Annotated in this window: 16 protein-coding genes and 1 pseudogene; 8 read left to right on the top strand and 9 right to left on the bottom strand. The window is 63.0% G+C overall.

What is annotated here, in order from left to right; all coding sequences use genetic code 11:
* The 5 genes from SLQ30_RS26110 to SLQ30_RS26090 are packed head-to-tail and all read right to left on the bottom strand — an operon-like array spanning nucleotide 1 to nucleotide 6253.
* Nucleotides 1–1137: an MCE family protein gene (locus SLQ30_RS26110; protein WP_319449820.1), complete on the bottom strand. Its 1137-nt coding sequence runs from the start codon at nucleotides 1135–1137 to the stop codon at nucleotides 1–3.
* Nucleotides 1134–2480, bottom strand: a complete 1347-nt coding sequence (locus tag SLQ30_RS26105) for an MCE family protein (RefSeq protein WP_319449821.1) — start codon at nucleotides 2478–2480, stop codon at nucleotides 1134–1136. Before SLQ30_RS26105 ends, SLQ30_RS26110 begins: the two co-directional genes overlap by 4 nt.
* A complete protein-coding gene (locus SLQ30_RS26100) occupies nucleotides 2473–3786 on the bottom strand; it encodes an MCE family protein (RefSeq protein WP_319449840.1) in 1314 nt (437 codons plus the stop codon). The genes SLQ30_RS26105 and SLQ30_RS26100 overlap by 8 nt, the downstream gene beginning before the upstream one ends.
* Nucleotides 3786–4814: an MCE family protein gene (locus SLQ30_RS26095; protein ID WP_319449822.1), complete on the bottom strand. Its 1029-nt coding sequence runs from the start codon at nucleotides 4812–4814 to the stop codon at nucleotides 3786–3788. The genes SLQ30_RS26100 and SLQ30_RS26095 overlap by 1 nt, the downstream gene beginning before the upstream one ends.
* Nucleotides 4811–6253: an MCE family protein gene (locus SLQ30_RS26090; RefSeq protein WP_413468190.1), complete on the bottom strand. Its 1443-nt coding sequence runs from the start codon at nucleotides 6251–6253 to the stop codon at nucleotides 4811–4813. Before SLQ30_RS26090 ends, SLQ30_RS26095 begins: the two co-directional genes overlap by 4 nt.
* Nucleotides 6254–7136: 883 nt before the next feature.
* Between SLQ30_RS26090 and SLQ30_RS26085 the strand changes: the two genes are divergently transcribed.
* The 8 genes and pseudogenes from SLQ30_RS26085 to SLQ30_RS26055 all read left to right on the top strand — a co-directional run bounded on the left by SLQ30_RS26085 (nucleotide 7137) and on the right by SLQ30_RS26055 (nucleotide 12272).
* Nucleotides 7137–7784 carry a mammalian cell entry protein gene (locus SLQ30_RS26085; RefSeq protein ID WP_319449824.1) on the top strand — a complete coding sequence of 216 codons (648 nt, stop codon included), beginning with the start codon at nucleotides 7137–7139 and terminating at the stop codon, nucleotides 7782–7784.
* A 59-nt stretch (nucleotides 7785–7843) separates the two neighbouring features.
* On the top strand, nucleotides 7844–8500 hold the full coding sequence (locus SLQ30_RS26080; RefSeq protein WP_319449825.1) for a hypothetical protein: 657 nt from the start codon (nucleotides 7844–7846) through the stop codon (nucleotides 8498–8500).
* Between the two features lie 85 nt (nucleotides 8501–8585).
* Nucleotides 8586–9083, top strand: a complete 498-nt coding sequence (locus SLQ30_RS26075) for a CAP domain-containing protein (protein WP_413468185.1) — start codon at nucleotides 8586–8588, stop codon at nucleotides 9081–9083.
* A 134-nt stretch (nucleotides 9084–9217) separates the two neighbouring features.
* Nucleotides 9218–9325, top strand: a pseudogene (locus SLQ30_RS33175) (hypothetical protein); the annotation flags it as partial.
* A gap of 73 nt (nucleotides 9326–9398) precedes the next feature.
* Nucleotides 9399–10283 (top strand): alpha/beta hydrolase family protein, encoded by an 885-nt coding sequence (locus SLQ30_RS26070; protein ID WP_319449826.1) that lies wholly within the window; start codon nucleotides 9399–9401, stop codon nucleotides 10281–10283.
* Between the two features lie 32 nt (nucleotides 10284–10315).
* On the top strand, nucleotides 10316–11398 hold the full coding sequence (locus SLQ30_RS26065) for an ABC transporter ATP-binding protein (RefSeq protein ID WP_319449827.1): 1083 nt from the start codon (nucleotides 10316–10318) through the stop codon (nucleotides 11396–11398).
* A complete protein-coding gene (locus SLQ30_RS26060) occupies nucleotides 11398–11841 on the top strand; it encodes a hypothetical protein (protein ID WP_319449828.1) in 444 nt (147 codons plus the stop codon). Before SLQ30_RS26065 ends, SLQ30_RS26060 begins: the two co-directional genes overlap by 1 nt.
* A gap of 71 nt (nucleotides 11842–11912) precedes the next feature.
* Nucleotides 11913–12272 (top strand): DUF732 domain-containing protein, encoded by a 360-nt coding sequence (locus SLQ30_RS26055; protein ID WP_319449829.1) that lies wholly within the window; start codon nucleotides 11913–11915, stop codon nucleotides 12270–12272.
* 652 nt (nucleotides 12273–12924) lie between these two features.
* Here the strand turns inward: SLQ30_RS26055 and SLQ30_RS26050 are convergent.
* From SLQ30_RS26050 to SLQ30_RS26035, 4 genes are all read right to left on the bottom strand, one after another.
* Entirely contained in the window at nucleotides 12925–13617 is a 693-nt protein-coding gene (locus SLQ30_RS26050; RefSeq protein ID WP_319449830.1) for a FadR/GntR family transcriptional regulator, read from the bottom strand.
* Between the two features lie 134 nt (nucleotides 13618–13751).
* Entirely contained in the window at nucleotides 13752–15281 is a 1530-nt protein-coding gene (locus tag SLQ30_RS26045) for an APC family permease (RefSeq protein ID WP_319449831.1), read from the bottom strand.
* 39 nt (nucleotides 15282–15320) lie between these two features.
* On the bottom strand, nucleotides 15321–16343 hold the full coding sequence (locus SLQ30_RS26040; protein ID WP_319449832.1) for a carbon-nitrogen hydrolase family protein: 1023 nt from the start codon (nucleotides 16341–16343) through the stop codon (nucleotides 15321–15323).
* A 1-nt stretch (nucleotide 16344) separates the two neighbouring features.
* A complete protein-coding gene (locus SLQ30_RS26035; protein ID WP_319449833.1) occupies nucleotides 16345–17778 on the bottom strand; it encodes a glutamine synthetase family protein in 1434 nt (477 codons plus the stop codon).
* Nucleotides 17779–18486: the final 708 nt, after the last annotated feature.

Genomic DNA, 18486 nt, shown 5'->3' with positions numbered 1-18486 from the left:
TCACCGACCCTGGTTGAAGTGATAGGGCACGATTAACGGGTTTCCGGCCGTATATGGGCTGGGCACCTGGCCAATTGTGCGGCCCCACTGCATCTCTAGTTCTGTCAGCGCGCCTTCGAACCTGGTGCCGGTGAGGAGCGTGCCGTCGATTCGGCTCAGCGTCAGATCCAAAATCAGCGTCGTGTTCTGGTAGTCACCGCGCATCAGCTTGCGCAGCTTCTCCTGAGGAATGGGCAAAGTCGCGAGCAGGCTTAGTGCTCGAGTGAGGGCAGGACCGGCATCGGCCAGCGACTTTACGACTGGAGCCAGGTCGTTGAGTTGTTGCACCAACGCGTCTTTGGTGGGACTGATCGCAGCGTTGGTCAGGGCAGCCAGTTGTCCCGTTTTGTCGAGCGTCTCGACAATCTTTTCCCGTTGATCGGCGAGGACGGCGGCGGCTCGGGGTATGGCTTGCAACGCCTCGTCGATGACTGGCTTTTGAGCCGCGAACTGACCCGCGAGTTTGTTCAGACTTTCGGCAGTTCCGATGATCTCTTGCGTTTGATCGTTGAGGTGAGTGGTAAGAATCTTGAGTTGTTCAATCAACTGCCGCACGTCTTGATCACGGTTGACACTTAGTGCGGTACTTAGCGCGTCGGTGATGTCGCCGATCTGCCCTAGCCCACCGCCGTTGAGAAGGAGCGATACCGAAGCCAACGTCTGCTCGGTAGTCGGGTAGCTGCCCGAGGAGGACAGCGGGATCAGTGCTCCGTCGGTTAAGCGTCCTTCGGGTGCGGCCTCGGTCGGTGGGGCAAGTTCGATGTGCATCGATCCCAGCAGGCTGGTCTGGCCCACCTTGACAGTTGAATTGGCCGGCAGTCGCACATCGCCGTCAAGGCGCATGGTGACCAGGGCATGCCATCCCTCGAGCTGGACGTCGGTGACGTTTCCGACGGTGACATCGCCGACCCGAACTCGTGAATTGCGTTCTATGTTGGTGATATCCGGAATCTGCGCCTTGACCTCGAACGAGCCGGGCCCCGTTCCGGCTGTGCCTGGCAGTGGAAGGGAGTTCAGTCCGTGCCATCCACAGCCGGAGAGTGTCGTCAGGACAATCAGCGCGCCGATGACAACTCGTAGCGGTCGTCGCGCGATCATGAGCCCGCTCCGGGCGGTGTCATCAAGCCGCGCAAGCCGTCTTGTGGGTTGGGGGTCACGGGTTCGTCCGCCAAGGAAGCCGCTGCACCTGGCAGAGCCTCCGCTGCGCCTGGCGGAGCGAGTGCCTCAGTGTTAGGCCCGGGAGTCGATGTCGGCCGGTAGTCGGGCCGCATCCAGTCTTCGCTATAGGTAATTTCATTCGGTCGTGCCATCGCGCCGACTGTAGGGATTTGAAGAAGTCCAATGGTGGTACCGAGCGGTGGAAAGTTGTATTCGCGGTTCTTGATGATGGGCGCCATGTACTGCGCACACAGCTTCGCCGACTGCTCGTAATTGAGCCGCGACGCCGCTTGAATCCCGCTGCAGATGAACTGCAGCGGGTTGGCGAAGTTGGTAAGCGCGAATGTGCCAGCGACCGAGGCTGTAGCAGGGCGATAAGCATTGACGAAGTTGGACAGCGTATTCGGCGTGACGTGAAGGGTTTGTTTCAGCTCGGGTAGACGCTCGTGCAGCATCGTGGACAGTGAGGACAGCCGATCGAAGGTGGTCCCCAGCGCTGCCCGGTTGTCGGCGACGAATCCGTCAACGTCGCGCACCGCGACGTCCAGATCGCGCAACATCGCACCGACGGCGTTGGGATTCTGCGCGAGCAAGCCTGTAACTGATGCAAGATTGCCGTTAAGCTGCTGAAGCACATCGGAACTGGACCTCAGAGCCGATACCAAGACCGACAGGTCTTTTACGGTGCCTGAGATGTCGTCGCTATGGTCTCCGAGTGCGGACAAAGCCTGAGATAGTTCGGTGAGGGCGCCCCGAATATTGGCCCCCTGCCCGCGCAGGTTGTTTGCCGTGGTGTTGATCATCGAACCTGCGGCGGAGAGACCTCCGGGTCCGGTTGGTTGCAGACTCTCGCTCAGCTTGGCGAGTTGCGTTCTCAGCTCATCGTATTCAACGGGGACAGCAGTGCGTTGGTTTGGAATGACGGCGTTCTCCGTCATAGTGTCGCCGCCGGTATAGGGCGGTGATAACTGGATGACGCGTGCACTGACCAGCGCCGGCGACAGAACCGCGGCTTCGGCGTTGGCAGGAACCTTGAAGCGGCGGTCGAACCAGAAAGTCACCTTCGATCCGTCTGATTCTGGTGTGATGCTTGTGATTTCACCTACCGGTACCCCGAGGATGCGCACTTGATCACCCGGGTAGAGGCCGTTGGCGCTGGAAAAGTATGCGGTCACGTGCACCCGATCCATACGGTCGGATACGCTTGCCGCGACGAATGCACTCGCGGCAAGCAAGCCGGCAAGCGTTGTGGCCACTGCCCGTCGGAGCGCGGATCTACTCATTGGGACTCCCCGGGATCGGTGGCACGGGTTGAGGTGTCGTCACCTCGGTGAGTGTGGGGGTCAAGGACGTCGACGTCGGCGCCGCCGGGTCATAGCCTGCGGGCGGCCCCGGAGGGGGCCCGCCGGGCGTAGGCTGCGCAGGCTCTTCGCGGTAGGGATATCGCGGATCACCCGGATTACCGGTGATCGCGTCGGGCATCGTCGTCCTCGGTTCACCGCCCTGTCCGGTGCGCGGGAATGGAATTGGTAGAGCCGGCGTCGCGGTTTGTCCGACCTGGGGATCGGTTAGCTGAGAGGGCAGCAGCACACTGGGGTCCAGACCAAGATCAGAGAAAGCCGCATCAATGAATGGCTGCATGAACTGGCCGGGAACCAAGTTTGTGATGTATTCCTTGAAGAACGGCCCACTGGCAAGCGACTCGCCGAGAGACAGCGAAAACTTGCTCACCAGGTAGATGGACTTCTTCAGCTCTTCTTTTCGGTCGTCGATCATGGTCAGCACCCCATTCAGCTTTTCAAGCGCGGGGCGAAGTTGGTCTTTATTGTCGTTGATGATCCCGGAGACCTGTTGTGCCATCGCAGATACATTCGAGGAGATATCGCTCAGGGCGGCGCTTTGGGTCTGCAACTGTGAAAGCAGCGAATTGCTTTGAATAGTTAGCTTCACGATTTCGTCGCTGCGCCCCCGCAACACCCCGGTCACCGTCTTGGCATCGGAAAGTAGATGGCGCAGCTCCATGTCGCGTTTGTTCACACTTTCGGAGAATCTGGAGATACCGGCCACGGCCAGTCGCAAGTTGACCGGAGTGTCCTTGAAAGTCTGCGACAAGGTGGTGAGCGCCTCGTCAAACTTCGCAGTGTCCAGAGTCTCGATTGACTTGGATAGAGAGCCAAGAGCTTCTGGCAGTTCGTACGGAGAGGTGGTGCGGCCCAATGGAATCGGGCCGGACAGGCGGCCCTCGCCGAGCGGTGACACTTCCAACAGGCGGGAGCCGAGCAGGGTCTCGGTCTTGATGGCCGCTTCGGTGCGGTCGCCGAGCTGTATTCCCTTGTCCACGCTGAAGCTGACAAGGACTCGCGGCCCGTCCAGCTTGACGTCGGACACCTGGCCTACGCGATAACCGGCGACCTGGACGGGCGAGCCGCCGCTCAATCCGCCGGCCTCGGCAAAATATGCCTGGTACGTGTGGCCTGAGTTGAAAATCGGCAATCGGTCGTACTGCAATGCCACCACGACGCCCAGCCCGACGACGAGAGAACCCACCGCGCCGACGATCTTGGGGTTGTACTGCGAAATTGGCTTCATCACTTCGGTGCGCACCGCCCCGTCGTCTGGTTGAAGAGTCGGACGTACACGGGCTGACCGCCCTTGCCGTTCACCTTGAGCAGGCCTTCGCACAAGTACAAGCTGAAGAAGTCTCCGTACAAGCCTTGGCGCGCCAAGGCCGTATAGCTAGGAAGTAGACCGTCGAGCATGTGGGTGAAATAGTCGTGGTCGGCAACCACCAGTCCGGCCGCGCGGTCGGTTTGGCCTACGACATCGGCCAGCGGGGGACGCGCCTTGACTAGAAGATCGGCGAGCGTCGCAGCGGTACCGTTGAGGTGCGCCAGCGAGTTGGTCACGTCGACCTGGCGCGCCGAAAGCGAATCAACCAGATTGGACAGTGATACGACCGCGCTGTCAACCTGCTTGCTCTGATCAGCCACTGAAGCCATGACGACGTTGAGATTCGTGATTACCTGGCCGATCAGTTCGTCACGATCTGCAAGCGTGTTGGTGAATGTGGCCGCCTGACTGAGGAAGTCATTGATCGTGGGACCTTCCCCTTGCAGCGCTTGGATCAATTGTCCGGTAAGTGAATTGATCTGCTCGGGATTCAGGGCGCGGAACAACGGTTTGAAACCGCCGATCAAGGCGTCAAGATCGAGTGCCGGGGCTGTGCGGTCCAATGGAATGGTAGCGCCTGAGGGAAGAATCTTGGTGCTACCCGCACCCTCCTGCAGCGCCAAATAGCGTTCACCCGAGAGGTTCTGGTAACGCACGACAGCCTTCGTACCTTCGGTGAGCACCGCCTCATCTACGGTATCGAATTCGACGACGGCTGTCCGATTGTCCTTGATGGCAATGCTTTTTACCTTGCCTACTTCGACACCGGCGATGCGCACGAAATTGCCGCTACGCAATCCGCTCACGCTGGTGAATTCGGCGCTGTAGGTCCGCGCCTGGGCAAACCGCATCTGCCCGAAGACAGCGACCATGCCGAAGCCGACGAGCAGGCAAATCACTGCGACGATGGCAAACCGCCACGCCGCGTTTGCCGTACTGGACTTCATTGCCCAGCTCCGTCATTGGGGGCGATCGTTTCGGGGGCGGCCGACTCGGTCGGGCCAGGGAGTTCCGGGCCAGGACCGTACGGGGCTGGAGGTATTGGGACTCCCGGTACAGGCGGCGGACCTGCTCCGGCGGGCGGAGGTGCCCACAGCGGTGTTCCGTCCGGGCCGAATAGCGGGGCTCCATAAGGCGGCGCCCCCGGGTAGGGAACCGGTCCGATGGCGGGTGGACCAGCACCGTAGATCTTCGGCGGCTCGGGAATGGCTTTTGTAGCGGGAAAGAAGTTCATCAGCCACGGATGGGCGATGCCGGGATTTGGGCGGATGTCCATTCCCGTGCCGAACCCGGTGTTTGTGACGAGGTATCGCACGGGCATGTTGAGATCCGGGCGCGGTAGCGCACCGCAACTTGGTTTGCCGTCGGGTCCGCCCTTGGCGCCGACTATCGGGAGATTCTCCGGATAGCGGTATGGGTCTTGGGCCAGTCCAGCGAGTCCGGCATCGGTGATGGCGCTGCGCCCGTTAGTTGAGTTGCCCCCGGCGTCATACAGGATCCAATACGCACCTTGTAGCAGACAGGTGTAGGTCGGGCTGTACTTATGCAACAGATCGGTGGTCGTGGTGAGCTTACTGAAGGCGTTGACGAAGTTGTCCTTCGTCGGCCCGAGGAGCTCTATACCACTGTTGGACAATCCAATTGCGCTCAACAGCGCCGCCTGAAGGTCGTCAGCTTGGCTGGAGATCGTGTTCGATGTCGTTGACAGGGCCGACAGTGTGCTAACGATATCGCCGGCGGCCGCGCCGTAAGCGTCGGTCGCGCCGGTCAAAGAATTGAGACTGTTGCGCAAAGCGTCAGTACGATCACTGAGCGCCCTGGTGACGTCAAGCGCGTCTGTCGTAGCCTGCCCAATGCGATCTCCTTTGCCTCTGACTGCATCAGCGGCTGCAGAGACAACGGCGTTGAGCTTGGCCGGTTCGACCTGTCGGAGCAGTGTCGTCAAGTTCTCGAACACGGTGTTCACCTCCGTAGTCACATTGCGGGAGCGAATCACTGAGCCCGCGCGCAATTGCTGTGACTCCGGCTTCTCAGGTATCACGAGATCGACGTACTTGGAACCGAACAGTGTTGTGGTGCGGATCTGGGCTTGGATGTTGGCCGGCATGAGTCTGACGGCGTCAGGTTGCAAAGCGAGTTTTAACTCAACGCCACCAGGACGCGCATCAATAGTCGACACTCTGCCGACTTCGATGCCGCGCATTTTCACCTTGCCGCCTGCCTCCATCACAAGTCCGGCTCGGTCCGAGGTGACAGTGACAGGCACTGAACGCACGAAGGTACCGCGAAATGACAGGAAGCAGGCAGCGACGAACACCACGATGACAGTGATGAGGCCGGTGGCCCAAAGTCCTCGGTGTGCGCCCGCGTCGTGCCCTGCAATCATCGCCGACAACCGCGTGAGCACAGCCCGATAGCCGAGAAGAACGATCCGAAGGCGTTGCCACAGCACGTGAACGTGAGCATCGACTAGTGCCTCTCTTGGATTTGAGAACGTACGTGACAGCTGAGTTGGGGGAAGCAGTTGTTCAGATCAGGAGGGTGGCCCGTCGTTCTGGTGAAGCCATCGAGGTAGCCGCGGGATACAGGTAACGCAGTGTGAGGAGCCTCACCTTCGACGGATCATTGCCGACTGCATCTCAACTTGCATAAGCGCAAGCTACTCGGCTTATCTGCCTGCGCGCAAGTAATTCCGAAAATCGGCGGTATTGTCCAGGAAACCCGCGCGCGGAACGCTCTCCCGATCGTCTGCCCACCGACTCTAGCTACTTGCTTGCAAGCAAGTTATGCTTCCAGCGTGTCAAGAACGGTATCGGCAGTCGTAAGTGACCCCGCGCACGGTGGCGGCCAGTTCGCTGCTCGTCACAGTCACCCCATCTTGATGCCGGGAAGTCGGAGGAAACAAATGCACCTACGAGCACGCCGACGATGGGCCACGCGAGAGTCATCGCCGATTCGACTGCGTATGCCGATGAGCCGAGACTGCGGCAGCCCTGGCACAGCTACACGCCAACAATCCTGTCAGCTAAGCGGATCCGTCGCTGCATCGGCCGTTCTATGCCATCGAAACACGAGGACGTCATGATGATCGAGCTTGCGAACGACCGGTGGGTCAACGCGCCCGCGGGCGGTACCGGCATCCGCGGTGATCGACGAGATGGAGAGGAAGCCGCGAGAGCGTACTACGCCCCCGCGTCCGGCAGCCACCAAGACCCCGACGGCCCCGTCTACACCCAGTCGAACCTGGCTCCCAACAATCGAGGGAAGACATGGCAAAGCATGCTGACACCGCCGAACTGAGCGAAACAAGCAGCGTCGACACCGAAGACGTCGTCGGCGAGCACGAGTCAGCCACTGCGGCAACCAAATCCGTCGCCGGAGCCGAATCCGACAACACACCGGCTCCCGCCGACGAGGCGACCGGGCGCAGACGCCCGTCGACCACGGCCACTGCGATCACCGTCGGCGTGGTCATCGTGATCGCATTGGGGTCGGTAGCCGGGTGGCTGGGGTACCGTGTGATCGCGGACCGCCGAGCACAGGCAACCCGCGCCGCGATGATCGACGCCGCGCGGCAAGGCGCCGTCGACCTGACCTCCATCGACTACACCAGGGTCGACGCCGACATACAGCGGATCTTGGATGCGTCGACGGGAACGTTCCGCAAGGACTTCCAAGACCGGTCGAAGCCCTTCGTCGACGTGGTCAAACAGGCACAGTCAAAGTCGGAGGGCACCGTCACCGCCGCAGGCCTCGAGTCGCAGGACGGAGATACCGCCAGAGTGCTGGTTACCGTATCGGTGAAGACGTCGAATGTGGGTGCACAAGAGCAACAACCGCGCGCCTGGCGGATGCTCATCGACGTTCAGAATGCCGATAACGCTATCAAGGTATCCGACGTGCAGTTCGTGCCATGACCAAGACCGACTGACATCACATCGTCAATGGAATGATCACCAACTGAACGGAATTCACCATGTCCCTGGACATCGACCAGGTTGCCGACGACTCGCCGTCGGATGCGACGACCGAGGACGGAGGTTCCGCCGTTGCGGCCGAGGCCATCGACGACACGCCGCGTCGCGGCGACACCACTGGCGACACTGCCGACGCCGGTGCCACGACGTCGACGCGGTCGCGGTTCGGTCGGATCTCGTGGACGCGCGCCATTGCTTTTGCCCTGTTACCGGGGCTAGCCCTGGTCTTAGCCGTCGGAGCAGGCTATCTCAAGTGGAAAGCCGGGTCGGCTCAGCTGTCGCGCCAGGCCGCCGCGCAGTCCGTGCAAGTGGCGACCGAATCGACGATCGCGATGTTGGCATACCAACCGGACACCGTCGACAAGGATCTCACCGCCGCAGCCGATCGCTTGACCGGTTCTTTTCGTGGCGACTACACGACGTTGATCAACGATGTCGTCATCCCCGGTTCGAAGGCGAAGCAAATCTCTGCGGTGGCCACCGTGCCGGCCGCCGCGTCGATATCGGCGACCGCGCAGCACGCCGTCGTGCTGGTCTTCGTCGACCAGACGACCACCATCGGCGCCGGAGCCCCCACGGCTTCACTGTCCAGTGTGCGCGTGACCCTCGACAAGGTCGGTGACCGATGGCTCGTCTCGCAATTCGAACCCGTCTAGACCCCGGACGCGCCCGGCTGCTCCGGGCAGCGGAAAGTATCACGACGATCGACCGAGCGCCACGACCGAACGACGAGGGAATCCCATGAGCGAGAGCCGACTTCGCACCTGCGCGGCGCTAACCGCCGTCACCACACTGAGCGTCGCCGCCGTCCTGTGCAGCCCCGTCGCGCACGCCGACAACTCACGCCTCAACAGCGGTGTCGCCATCAACGTCTACACGTTGCAGCACCAAGCCGGTTGCACCACCGACGTCAAAGTCAACCCGCAGCTGCAGCGCGCGGCCGAACGGCACACCGATGACGTGCTCAACAATCACGACCTCGACGGAGACACCGGCTCCGACGGCTCGACGCCGCAAAGCCGGGCGCAGGCCGCGGGTTTCAACGGTGACGTCGCCGAGACCGTCGCGATCAATCCGGCCCTGGCCATCAGTGGCCTCGAAGTCCTACACCAGTGGTACTACAACCCGGCGTACTACGCCATCATGGCCGACTGCGCGCACACCGCGATCGGGGTGTGGTCGGCGAACAGCCTCGACCGCAGCGTGGTGGTGGCCGTCTACGGTACACCGGCACGATGACTGCGTCTGTCGCTCAACATGATCCGACCCGCACGCAAAGCGCCCACGAGGAGGCCCAAACCGCGGAACTAACACCAGGATTGACGCAAAAGCAGTGCAACGTCGACGCCAGCCCGAGAGGACCGATCCACATGGATCCGAACCCCGACTACGACGCTAGTGACGAGCTCGAATACTTCTTCAGCTGGTTGCCCTGGGCGCTTCGCGGTGTTTATCCGCCGCCGGCCTACCCCCCGATCTAACAATCCCCAGTGTCCAAGCGCGCCAGGGACGCGCGGACCGTCCAGCAGAGTCCCGACGAAGGATCGATTCGCGATGAGGTTGACCACCATAATTCTTCGCGCAGCATTGGCCGCGGTGCTCACCGCGTGTTTGTGGAATGCGGCCACGGCCCGAGCGGCCGGCGTCGAGTACTTAATGATTCCTTCCGCATCCATGGGTCGCGACATCCCCGTTGCATTCCAATCGGGCGGCCCCCATGCGGTGGTGCTACTCGACGCCTTCAATGCTGGCGACTCCGTCAGCAACTGGGTGTCCGGAGGCAATGCAATGAATACCCTTGCTGGCAAGGGCATCTCGGTTGTTGCCCCAGCGGGCGGAGCCTGGAGCCTCTACACCGACTGGGAGGCCGATGGTTCCAAGCAGTGGGAGACGTTCCTGTCGAGTGAGTTGCCGGACTGGTTGGCCGCCAACCGGGGACTAGCTCCGGGCGGGCACGCGGTGGTGGGCGCGTCGCAGGGCGGCACCGCTGCGTTGACGCTAGCCGAGTTTCACCCCGACCGCTACCGCTATGCGGGGTCGATGTCGGGGTTCTTGAGCCCGTCTTATACCGCGCTCAACGGCGCCATCGCCGCCGGCATGGCCCAGTACGGCGGGGTCAACACCCAGGCCATGTGGGGAGCCGCGCAGCTGGGTCGGTGGAAGTGGCACGACCCAATGGTGCACGCACAGCTGTTGGTCGACAACGGCACTCGGCTATGGGTGTTCTCGCCACAGACGCTGACCGCCAGTGACCCGGCGACGATGATCGGCTACCCCGACCAAGCCCAGGGCAGCAACCGGTCGTTCTATGCGGCCTACCGCGGCGACGGAGGTAGCAACGGGCACTTCGACTTCCCGACGAGCGGGGACCACGGCTGGAGCAGTTGGGGACCGCAACTGGCCGCGATGTCCGGTGACCTGGCCGCCTCCATCCGTTGATCGACCAATTTCACTAGCAGCAAGGGTTGTGAATGGGTATCGGCATTCAGGTTGAAGGGCTGACGAAGTCCTTCGGTTCCCAGCGAATCTGGGAAAACGTCACCTTTGACATCCCCGCGGGTGAGGTCAGCGTTCTGCTGGGCCCGTCGGGTACCGGTAAGTCGGTGTTTTTGAAGTCGCTGATCGGTCTGCTCCGCCCGGAGCGGGGCAAGATCATCGTCGATGGCACCAACATCATCGAGTGCTCGGCCAAGGAGCTCTACGAGATCCGCACGCTGTTCGGCGTCATGTTCCAGGACGGTGCGCTGTTCGGCTCGATGAGCCTGTTCGACAACACCGCTTTCCCGCTTCGTGAGCACACGAAGAAGAAGGAAAGTGAAATCCGCAACATCGTCATGGAGAAGCTCGAGATGGTGGGCTTGGGCGGGGATGAGACCAAGTTCCCCGGTGAGATTTCCGGCGGTATGCGCAAGCGCGCCGGGCTGGCGCGCTCGCTGGTGCTTGACCCGAAGATCATCCTGTGCGATGAGCCCGACTCGGGCCTGGATCCGGTGCGTACCGCCTATCTGAGCCAGTTGCTGATCGATATCAACGCTCAGATTGACTGCACGATCCTGATCGTGACGCACAACATCAACATCGCCCGTACGGTGCCCGACAACATCGGCATGCTGTTCCGCAAGCATCTGGTCATGTTCGGCCCGCGTGAGGTGCTGTTGACCAGTGATGAGCCGGTGGTGCGCCAGTTCCTCAACGGCCGCCGCATCGGGCCCATCGGTATGTCGGAGGAGAAGGACGAGTCGACGATGGCCGAGGAGCAGGCCTTGGTCGACGCCGGTCACCACGACGGTGGTGTCGAGGAGATCGTGGGTGTGCCCCCGCAGCTGACGGTCACCCCGGGCATCCCCGAGCGCGACGCTGTGCGCCGCCGCCAGGAGCGGGTGCGCCAGATCCTGCACACCCTGCCCCCGGCCGCCCAGGAAGCCATCCGCGACGACCTCGAAGGCGCCCACACCTACACCGCCCAGGCACTCCTCGCGCGATCAGGCGCCCGACACCGTTCTGCCGACGAACTGTCTTCGTCCATGGCCGTCACCAATCGGAGCGGCGGCTAATGAACAGAGCAGAAGAGACCTTCCTCGTGTGGTCGCTCGTCGACGTGGCTAGGGCGGCGCTCTCACCCGACGCGCAGATCTGGCTGTGCGTGAAGATCGGTGCCGGAGATCAGGTCGAGGCCATCAACGAGCTCCTGGATGTCTTCGCCCAACACGATGTCGAGATACCAACAGAACTCTCGCCGCCGTTGTGGGCCTGGGTTTCTGGATACTTTGGCAGCGACAGCGAACCACGTCTGCGGACCCTGATGGCAGGGTTGCGGATGCCCGACCCACTCGGGTCACCAGACGTCCGACCAGATACCAGGCCCACGCCACACGACGAACGTCCACGACGGGTGCGCCCCCACTTCGCACAGATGGCTTCGCCGACGGGCGCACACCTCGATGCTGCCGCCTCGCACATCTCCTTTGCCTCAGCGTCTTACGGCCAGACGATGTGACCACTCCGGAAGTGGCTGATCGCCAACTGCCTCCGACGACAAACGACACAACCAGCTAGTAGGAGTGCTACATGAAGCAGCGTAACGCGGCCATCGCCGCGGCGGCCATGGCCACGGCCCTCGGCAGCGTCGTGCAGGCGCCGTCGGCGCACGCAGTTCCTGGACCCGAAGTGGAATACACCTACGACGTCATCGTGCGGCGGCACTTCGACTTTCCCAACAACGATGCAATCGGCTATGGCTATGGGATCTGCGACAAGGTCGGCCTAGGTGAGCCATATGGCAGCGTCATGGCGGACGTGAAGTTCGACGTCATGCCCAACGACGAACAGGCGGCCAACTACGTGGTTTCCAACGCCGTCGGCATCTTGTGTCCCGGCCAGATCTGGCAGCTGCGCAACTCCGCGGCGCACTACCAGGCGCCTGTGTAGCACCCGGCAAGCCCACCCAGGCGTGCTTTGCCAAACCTCGCAGCGCCGCGCAGCGACCATCGTCGCGCGATCTGGATCCCTGCAAAGTCCAACGAGTAGCCCACGATCCTGGTGGAGTACACACATCCTCGATGTGGCCCGGCGACGCCTTGTAGAAGCGGTTGACCACGAACGTGAATGGACCCGTGCGGCGACACGGAAAGCCGTCCACTCGCGCCGCCACGATCGCGGGGCGCGGCCCTTCGAAACACTTCATCAGATCGCGGGTTTGGGTTCCGGAGTACGCTGGCAATCATCTGCTTGCTAGCAAGCCGATGATCGGGCCGCCTATACGGTCGTGCCGGAGAGGGGATGGCGCTCAACTCGAGTTCGTGTGCGCAGAGGTAGGCCACCGGCTCTGCCTGGAACTCGCGACCCCACGGCTGCAGGGGCTCTCGCCCTCCGCACTGTCAGTGGTGTGCCCGCGCATCACATGCCCAAACTCATGAAAGAGGGAGTTGAGCGGGAACTTTGCGACCGGGCTCACGGCTACGTTCCGCTCAAAGCTGTACCCCTGGCAGTTGCCGTCCCCAGGACGGCCTTCGGGCGCCGGAGGTGTCCACGTTCGAGTCGCGAGACGCCGTTCGGGTGCGGACACTGCACCCGTCGCGGATTAGCCGTTGGTGGGGCGATGCCGATCCTCCAACAAACCGTCGCAGGTGCTCACCAGGTGGCGCAACATCTCGTCGGCGGCCTCGGCCGGAGTGCCCGCCGCGATGGCGGCCAGGATGGCCCGGTGGTCGTCGAGGGAGCGTGGCGGCTGCCCGGTCCGGGTCAGCGACGTTTCCGAGGTCCGGTCCAGCGACCCGCGAATGCCGTTGAGCAGCTCGATGAGGATGGGGTTGTGTGAGGCCGCGGCGACACCCATGTGGAAGCGCCGGTCGCCATCCAGGCCGGGCTTACCATCGGCAATCTCGGCGGCCATGAGCCTTAGGGCGGCCTCCATCTCGTCGAGGTCAGGCTGACGGGCCCGCGCCGCGGCGATCCGTGCGCACTGGGTTTCCAGCGCCTGCCGCGTCTCCCATATATAGGGGTGATCGGCGTGCGTTTCGATGAGCTCGGCGGCCAGTGAGGAGATCAGGTCCTCGGGTCGGCGCAGCAGATAGATTCCCTCGCCGTGCCGAACGTCGACGATGCCCTGCGCGCGCAACGCAGTGACCGCCTCGCGGATGGAGGATCGACCGACCGACAATTGTTGAGCCAGCTCGCGTTCGGTCATCAGTCGGTCGCCGGGCTGCAACTGGTTGACGTCGATGAACTCTCGCAGTTGATCGCTGACCTGCTCGTAGATGGGCTTGCGGCTCACCGGGCGGAGCGGCGCGCGTTTTGCAGCAGAGCTCGGCATGTACGTCCCGTCGCGCAGGTAGTCGGTCTTTCCGCCCACATTACCGCTGATGCCTCGGGCCGACGGCGAACCAGGCCGCCGGACCGACGACCCGCTCAGTCGTGGAAGCTGGTGAAGGCGCCGATGGCCGCGTAGCGCTGCGGTGCGCGTTGCCGGAACACCGCCGCGGTGACGACGCCGATCACGAAGAGCCCGCCGATCACCCAGGGCAGCGCCCGCACGAACATGGCGTCACCCGCGCCCGAAAGTGTGGTGCGGTTGATCAGCAGGATGACGACGGCGGCAACCATCGCCGCGGCGCCCAGCAACGGCGCGATCAGCGTCGCCCATGGGCTGAATGCTTCGGGCGCCTTGACTCGGAAGTAGCGGATGATGGCGACACACACCAGGGCCTGAATGGCCAGCAGCCCGAGAACACCCAGTAGCGGACTCCAGGTGCCCAGCTTGGTCAGTGCCGCGGCATCGGAGCTGTCAGCGAGGACGAAGCACAGCATGTAGACCGCGACGACGACCGTGACGACCAGACTCGCGCGGTGCGGGCTGCCGTGCCGTGGATGGGTTCCGGCCAGCCATGCGGGCAGGACGCGTTCGCGACCGAGGCTGAACAGGTAGCGGGCGGCGGTGTTGTAGAAGGCCAGTTGTGCCGCGAAGCCGCTGGTGATGGTCAGCACCCGGAAGTACTCGGTGAGGGCCTGGGTGCCGAAGTGATCGGTCAGCGGATAGAACGCCGAATCGTACTGGCCGTCGAACTGCGCTTTGACCGCCTCGGCGACTCCGGCGACGCCCCAGCCGTTGACGAAGCAGAACGCCACGACCGTGTAGATCACGCCGAGTCCGATCACGCTGCCGTACATGGCGAGCCGTGCGACCCTGGCCGGATCGCGACTCTCCTCAGCGTAGTTCGGGGCCATCTCGAATCCGACCCAGGACCAGAACGCGCCGAACAGTGCCACTCCGACTGCGGCCGCGCCGAACACCGCCACGGCATCGCTGTTTCCGAACAGCGCCAGCGGATTGAGCGGACGCAGACTCACGCCCTCGGGGCCGCCGCCACGGACCAGTACCGCGACGACGAAGACGGCCAATCCCAACAGTTCCAGGCACATCAGCACGCTCAGGACACGCGCGGTCAGACCAACGCGGAAATAGGCGAGGACCGAAGAGCTCGCCAGGATCACGAAGAGCAGCAGCCACGCCGGGACGTCGATGTCGAACCAGTGCTGCAGGCTGCCGTGGGTGAAGTACGCCGTCGGGCCGATGATGGCCGCGCAGAACACGATGTAGCAGACACTGATGACGTAGGCGCTGCCCAGCCCGAGGATCTTGCCCAAGCCCGCGGTGACGAAGCTGTAGAAACCGCCCGCGCTGCGCACCCGCTGCGACATCCGGATGTAGCCGACCGAGAAGATCAACAGTGCAACGGTCGCGACGATGAACGCGGCGGGCCCGGCATAGCCACTGCCCATTACGGTCAGCGGCACGTTGAACAGCATGGCGTAGAGCGGCGCGGCGCCGGCGAGCAGGATGAAGATCACCCCACCCAGCCCCATCGCCGCGGGGGCCAGGGCGGTGCGGCTGCCCTCGCCGGGTGGGGCCGCGGATTCGATGGTCGGTTCGATGGCCATGCTGGATTCCCTTCGGGTGGTGGTGGTTTGGAACGGGAGTTACGGGATGTCGATAGCGTCGTCGATGAAGGTGACCGCAGTGCGGCGGTCGCGGCGCACGGTGCTGACGAACACGTCGGGACGGCTGTAATGACCGGTGGGGTCGAACGTCAGTCGCTCCCGGGACACCTCGCGCAGGTCGAGTTCGGCGACGATGAGCCCCTCGGTGTCGGGCACCGGTTCGATCAGCCATCGACCGTCCGGGCCGGCCACCGCGGACCCGCCGTTGAACGACGTCGCCGCCGAGTGCGCGCGTAGCTCCGCGGCGAGCGGGAAGTCGTCGGGGACGTCGTCGGCGTGTAACAGGCCCGACACGGCCACGCTGAACACGCGCCCCTCCAGTGCGACGAACCGGGTGATGTCGGTGGTCAGATCCGTTGTGCCAGGCCAAATACTGACGTGCACGTCCTCACCACCGGCGTACAGCGCCTGCCGCGCGGACGGCATCCAGTTCTCCCAGCAGTTGAGTGCGCCGATACGGGCCGTACCCACGGCGTGGGTACGCAGGCCTGCACCGTCGCCGTTGGCCCACACCAGCCGTTCGTCGTAGGTGGGCACCAGCTTGCGATGGTGACCGACCAAGCCCGCTTTGGGATCGACGATCACCAGCGTGCAGTAGGTTGAGCCTCGGCCGTTTCCGACGCCGCGCTCGGTCATGCCCAGCAGGATCGTCAGACCGAGATCGCCTGCCATGGCTTCGATCTGGGCGATTTCGGGGCCAGATATCTCGACCGCTGAATCCAGGTAGTAGGCATAGCAGGCCTTCTGTGCCGGGTCGTTGAACCGAGCACCCTGGGTGCGGGGCAGCCAGAAGGGATATCCGTTGAGGTACGCCTCCGGGAACACGACCAGGTCACACCCTTCGCTGGCCGCGGCCTCACTGCTGGCGATGACCTTGGCCAGTCGGGCCGCCGGGTTCAGCCAAGGTCCGCCGAGCTGCGCCGCTCCGACGGTCACCATCGATGCGGGATCCGGGTCGGGGGTGCGATGACGGGCGATGACCGCGATGTCGTTGTCGGCCACGTCAGTAGACCTCGAAGTACTCGCGCTGCTCCCAATCGGTGACGTAGGCGTTGAACCGGGCGACCTCGTGCCGTTTGATGGCGCTGAGGTAGTTCACGAACGCCGATCCGAATTCGTCGCGGAGCAGGTCGCTGCCCTCGAAGCTGTTGACCGCCGACTCCAGCGTCGCGTGCAGGCTCGGCGCATCGGCCAGGTATGGCTCGTCGGCAGAGGGTCCCGGGTCGGCCTTGTGGCGCAATCCATCACGGCCGCTGACGATCTGGGAAGCCAGGTACAGGTACGGGTTTGCGGCGGGTTCCCCGATCCGATTCTCCAGGTGCGTCGTGGCGTCCCCGCGGCTCCCGGCGACGCGGATCAACGCGCCGCGGTTTTCCTCGGCCCACGCGACCCGATCCGGTGCGAACGAGTCCGGTCGAAACCGCTTGTAGCCATTGATGGTCGGTGTGGTCAGCACCGAACAGGACAAGGCGTGTTCGAGCAGGCCGCCCATGAAATGCATTCCGGTGGGAGACAGCAACGCATCGTCCTGCGCCGCAAATGCGTTCGGCGTGTCCTGGCTGCGCAGTGACTGATGCAGGTGCCAGCCGCTGGAGAAGGCGTTGGGGAAGCTCGGCCGAGCCATGAAAGTAGCGTGATAGCCGTTGCGACGGCACAACTGCTTGATCGTGCCGCGGATCAAGACGGCGGCGTCGGCGGCCTCTGTTCCGACCATCGGGTCGAAGGTGAATTCGACCTGGCTCGGACCCCATTCGTCTTCGACGGTGGCCAACGGGAAGCCGAGCTCAACCAGGTTGTCGCGCAGCAGACCCAGAATCGGGTCCATCTCGTCACCGCGGTTCTCGGTCAGGTACTGGAAGCCGTGCGAGACGGCGATGACCTCCGGCGGCTCCGGCGGGTAACCCGAGTCGGCGAAGCTCAGTTTGGGGTCGACCAGCCGGGTGATGTAGCACTCCAGCTCGATGCCGGCGACGTACTCGAACCCGTCCGCGGCCAGGCGCTGCAGCTGGGTCTGCAGGACGCCACGGGTATCGAACGGAACCCGCTCGCCGGACTGGTAGTAAAGATCGCACAAAATCCATCCGGTCCGGTCGAGCCAGGGCAGGATCTTGAACGTCAGGGGGTCCGGCACCAGGACGCCGTCGGGCAAGCCAGTCATCCGCGGATCGCCCAAAGCGGAGGCGCCGAAGGGCGCGACGACCGGGTTGTTGGTGGTGTCGAAGATGAGCGTCGCGGTCTGGAAATCCTTCCCGTCACGCAAGGTAGACAAGAAGTGCCCCACCTCGACGGTCTTGCCACGCAAGATGCCGTGTTGGTCGCTCCACGCAATGCGGATCTGGCGTAAGCCCAGATCCTGGGCATGCGCGGCGACGCTCTCGGCACGGTCGCGCTGTTCGTCGGTCCACAACTTGTTGCCTGCAATGAAGCCATCGTGCATCTTTAGGTCCTCCGGTGATCAGGTGGTCTGATGACCAGTGTCAAGGAGTCGCATTTCCAGCTTGTTAATACCGGGTTCCAGCATTGAACCGCGTCATGGCCTTCACCCCCAGCCAATGCCAGCAATGTCCAGGACCCTGACCTCGGGTATCTCAGGACAGGGTGTAAGTGGCCGCTGACACCGTCGAGCATGCTCGCGCATGTTTGCACCGCTAAGCGGTGGACTTCGACACGCGGGCCAAGTAGGGCCAAGTAGGGGCAGTGGACTGCACACAGGCGGTCCAAGGGCAAAGATCCCGGCATTTCGCCGCATACTGGCTCAAATCGACATTCCTCGCGCGGATCGGGTGTGGACGGCAGTCGCAGGAGGCCACCACCACCACCGATAATGTTGGATTTGCCGCAGCCGCGACAGTTGCGGGTGATACGCGACGGTGATCATCTACATAGGCCATATTTTCGACAATCCGAGGTCCCCTTCCTGGAGAGTTTGCAGACGCCCACTCTCGCGTCTTAGTTCGGTATCCGAGCCAGGACCGGGTGTACCTGGCTACTCAAGCCACAAACCGTTGATGGATAACATTCGTTATGCATGAAGAACTCCGCCGTTTTCATCTGATGAATCAGCCAGCCGTTGCCGCCCATCCGGGCGAGCTTCGCTTGGGTTCACGAATGCTGCTGTTGAGCAGCGACATTCGGAATGACGCCA

The organism is Mycobacterium sp. RTGN4 (genome assembly GCF_033804635.1).
In the GTDB taxonomy this organism is placed as follows: Bacteria; Actinomycetota; Actinomycetes; order Mycobacteriales; family Mycobacteriaceae; genus Mycobacterium.
This window is presented reverse-complemented; position numbering and strand designations above follow the sequence as displayed.